At 61.9% G+C, this 3662-nt stretch carries 4 protein-coding genes and 1 pseudogene; 1 reads left to right on the top strand and 4 read right to left on the bottom strand.

All coding sequences use genetic code 11. The annotated features are described in order from the left end of the window. Positions 1-666: pseudogene (locus AC1DY5_RS46915) on the top strand (hypothetical protein); the annotation flags it as partial. Positions 667-1085: 419 nt separating this feature from the next. Here AC1DY5_RS46915 and AC1DY5_RS46910 read toward each other — a convergent pair. The 4 genes from AC1DY5_RS46910 to AC1DY5_RS46895 form a co-directional block, all read right to left on the bottom strand. Beyond that, on the bottom strand, positions 1086-1610 hold the full coding sequence (locus AC1DY5_RS46910; RefSeq protein WP_478121218.1) for a gamma carbonic anhydrase family protein: 525 nt from the start codon (positions 1608-1610) through the stop codon (positions 1086-1088). 56 nt (positions 1611-1666) lie between these two features. Beyond that, positions 1667-2323, bottom strand: coding sequence for a 3-oxoacid CoA-transferase subunit B (locus AC1DY5_RS46905; RefSeq protein ID WP_478121217.1), 657 nt, complete (start codon positions 2321-2323; stop codon positions 1667-1669). Then, a complete protein-coding gene (locus AC1DY5_RS46900) occupies positions 2320-2982 on the bottom strand; it encodes a CoA transferase subunit A (protein WP_478121216.1) in 663 nt (220 codons plus the stop codon). The genes AC1DY5_RS46905 and AC1DY5_RS46900 overlap by 4 nt, the downstream gene beginning before the upstream one ends. A 40-nt stretch (positions 2983-3022) precedes the next feature. Next, the coding region (locus AC1DY5_RS46895) for a Bug family tripartite tricarboxylate transporter substrate binding protein (protein WP_478121215.1) at positions 3023-3662 on the bottom strand (640 nt) is incomplete at its 5' end.

Genomic DNA, 3662 nt, shown 5'->3' with positions numbered 1-3662 from the left:
CTTCAGCAGCAAGATGCGACGATACAGAAGCAGTTAGGCCAACTCAACGCGACGCCCGACACGGCCGCCCGCCAGCAACTCATGCAGCAACACTGGCAGAGCATGCAAGGCTACCTGGGCCAGCTGCATGACCGGTGGGGTGTAGGTTATCGGTGGATGATGGGTCAGCCGTGGTCGATGATGGGGCCCGGGATGATTGGGGGTGGGGCATCTTGGCCTCTGCCCCAAGGGCTGACACCCCACCAATACAACCAGCAGATGCGCGATGACACGCAGCGGATGCAAGAGCAGATGAGCAAGATTGCGAAGACGACCGACCCGCTGGAGCGCCAACGCCTCATGCAAGAGCACTGGCAAGACCTGTATCAGAGCATGCAGACCCTGCGCGGCAGGGGTTGGATGTGGGGTGGGATGATGGCTGGCGGGCCGCCGCCCAGTTCGAAGCCCTTGCCGGACGCCAAGTCCGTGGGCGCCAAGCTGGTCTCAGCCTATTGCGTTCAGTGCCACGAAGCACCGACGCCCACGCTGCATACCGCCAAGGAGTGGTCGAGCGTGACCCAGCGCATGCACGTCCAGATGGATAGCCGCTGGCAGAGCATCAACACGCCGACTGAACAGGAGATGAGTTCAATCGTCGCGTACATGCAGAAGCACGCTCGGCAATAGTCCCGTGCCTGGTGACGGTGCGAACCGCATGGTGCACGATGGGGTTGAACGTCAGCTTCGTGGAAATGGGAATACCCGGTTTGGGCCCGGTGCTGACATTCGGCCAGCCGAGTTCGCCACCCGAAAGGTGACGTTGGTGGCCTGCGCTTTCGCTATCAGCGGGGCTCCATTCCATTGAGCCCCGAGATTCGCAGCACTAAGAAGATTCGCTCAACGCAGGCATCCGTCCGCCATGAACGCGACGCACCCTCCTCGTCCCAATCTCGAAGACGTGGCCAAAATTCGCGGCCGTGTTCCTGGGTAGCGCTTCGCGCGCAATGTCGATACCCGATCAGGTCAATTCCAAGACATTGGCGCAAGTCAAACGGGCCGTCGAGCAGTTGGCCAACGTGAGCAACGGCGCATGCTCGAGCTTTCGCTCATGACAGACGTTCCAGCAACACCTTCTGGAGCTGGCTGCGCTCAACGTAGTCGGTGGCGTTGCCGCGCAGATTAAGAACCTCGTCCTCGCTCAGTTGGCGTACCGCCTTGRCAGGAGCACCGAGAATCAAAGATCTGTCGGGAAACTGTTTGCCCTCCGTGACCACTGCTCCGGCTGCTACCAGGGAATCCCGGCCAATCACGGCGCCGTTCATGACAACGGCCTGGATACCGATTAAGGAGCCGTCACCCACGGTGCAGCCGTGGAGCATCGCCTGGTGGCCGATCGTGACGCCGTTGCCGATGACTAGCGGAAAGCCGGGATCGTTGTGCAGCACGGCCCCCTCCTGGATGTTGCTGCCTTCACCTATCAATATGGGCTCGTTGTCGCCGCGGAGGACTGCCTGTGACCAGACACTGGAGCCGCGCGCCAGGGTCACCTGGCCAATCACCGTGGCGGAGTCGGCAACGTAGGTCGATTCATGGATGCGGGGGGCGTGCTCGCCATAGCGGTAGGTGGCCAAAGGAAACTCCTGTATCAATGAGGTTGCTCGGCCGAGGCTGCCCGTCCGAAGCTGGTTTACTGCGTGCGGCTTGCAAGGCTCGCTGCAATATGCAACTGCGCATCGGTAGCGGACAAGACTTCATGTATCGAGACACCTGGCGCCGTTTCGATGAGTTCGAGGCCGTGTGCTGTCGGGCGGATCACGGCCAACTCCGTCACCACCAGGTCGATCCGGCGGATCGATGTGATGGGCAATGAGCACTGCTTGACCAGCTTGGCGCCCGAAGGGGAGCGATGAGTCATCGCGACGATGACCCTTCTTGCTCCGGTCACCAGGTCCATTGCCCCGCCCATGCCGGGAATCATCTTGCCCGGCACCATCCAATTGGCCAAGCGGCCTTCCTCGTCGACCTGCAGCCCGCCAAGCACGGTAACGTCGAGATGGCCTCCACGAATGATGCCGAATGAGAACGCGGAGTCGAAGGCACAGGCACCAGGCAACGCTCCCACGGGACGCCCCCCTGCATCTGTCAGATTGCGATCCTCGTAGCCCTCTCCCGGCAGTGGGCTCATTCCCATGATGCCGTTTTCCGAATGAAAGAACACATGGATCGCCGGTGGCAGATGCGACGCCACCAGGGTCGGCAACCCGATTCCGAGGTTGACCCGATCGCCGTCGCGCAGCTCTTGCGCCACGCGGCGGGCAATCACATGCTTTGCATCCGTGCTCATCTTGTGCGCTCCTGTCCGACCAGGCAGTGCACCAGTACGCCGGGGGTGACGACGACGTCCGGTGGGATCACGCCCACTGGAACGATGTCTTCTGCTTCGGCAATGGTCCTGTCGGCGGCCATCGCCATCAGCGGGTTGAAGTTTCGCGCTGTCAATGCGTATTCCAGATTGCCGAGATAGTCCGCCCGCTTGGCCCGGATCAGGGAGAAGTCGGCTCTCAGGGCAAGCTCGAGCAGATACTGGCGCCCATCGAGATCGATGGTCTGCTTGCCCTCCGCGACCAGCGTGCCAACGCCTGTGGGCGTCAAGACGCCGCCCAAGCCCACGCCGCCTGCGCGAATGCGTTCCGCGAGAGTGCCTTGGGGCACCAGCTCGACCTGCAGCCGACCTTCGAGCATCAGTTGCTGGGTCTGAGGGTTGGTGCCGATATGGCTTGCAATGAGTCGCTCGACAACGCCGGCTGAGATCAGCTTGCCGATGCCGATCCCAGGTCGGGCGCTATCGTTGGCAATGACGGTGAGATCGCATTTGCCTTGGCGCAACAGTTCGTCGATGAGCCGGGTCGGTGAGCCAACGCCCATGAAGCCACCGATCATCAGGCTCGCGCCGTCCGGAATCATGCCGACGACCTCATCGATGGGGATGGCTTTGGGATTCATGGGTTGCTCACGTGCTGTGGACCGCGGCTTCGTCCCCTGTTCATTCCGCGCGGATATTGTTCCTGCGCGCCACCTCTCCCCAGAGCTTGTAGTTGTCGCGAGTAAGGGCCGCGAGCCGCTCCGGCGTGCCGCCTCCCACCATATCTCCGTTCTTTTTGATCTGGGCGCTGACCGCCGGATCCGAAAGCGCTGCATTCATGGCGGCGTTGGCTTTCGCGACGATGTCAGCCGGCAATTTCGGCGACCCCCACAGGCCCACGAACACCGTCACGACAAAATCCTTGATGCCCAGCTCGGTTGCGGTGGGAACGTCCGGCAGTGCGGCAAGGCGGGTGCTGCCGGTTACGAGAATCGGGCGCAGCTTGCCGCTGGTGATGAATGGAATCAGCAGCGATGCCGCATCCATCATGCACGGCAACTGGTTCCCGACGACGTCTTGGATGGCCGGGGCACTCCCCTTGTAGGGCACCTGATCCATCTTCGGAAGACCGGCCCGCTCGCGGAAGTATTCCATCGCCAGGTGCGTGTTGCCGCCATTGCCGGATGAGGCATAGCTGAAGCCGCCTTTGCCGCTCTCTGCCTTGACCCATGCAACGAACTCTGAAAGGTTCTTGGCTGGCGCTGCGGGGTTGACGACCAGCACCAGCTGCGACTCGAGGATCAACCCGATGGGCGTGAAG

This window comes from Variovorax sp. P4_D9, from assembly GCF_056401695.1.
This window is presented reverse-complemented; position numbering and strand designations above follow the sequence as displayed.

Bases quoted from the DNA above. Each gene is read 5' to 3' on its own strand.
- AC1DY5_RS46900 (WP_478121216.1), bottom strand. From the start codon at position 2,982: ATGAATCCCAAAGCCATCCCCATCGATGAGGTCGTCGGCATGATTCCG.
- AC1DY5_RS46905 (WP_478121217.1), bottom strand. From the start codon at position 2,323: ATGAGCACGGATGCAAAGCATGTGATTGCCCGCCGCGTGGCGCAAGAG.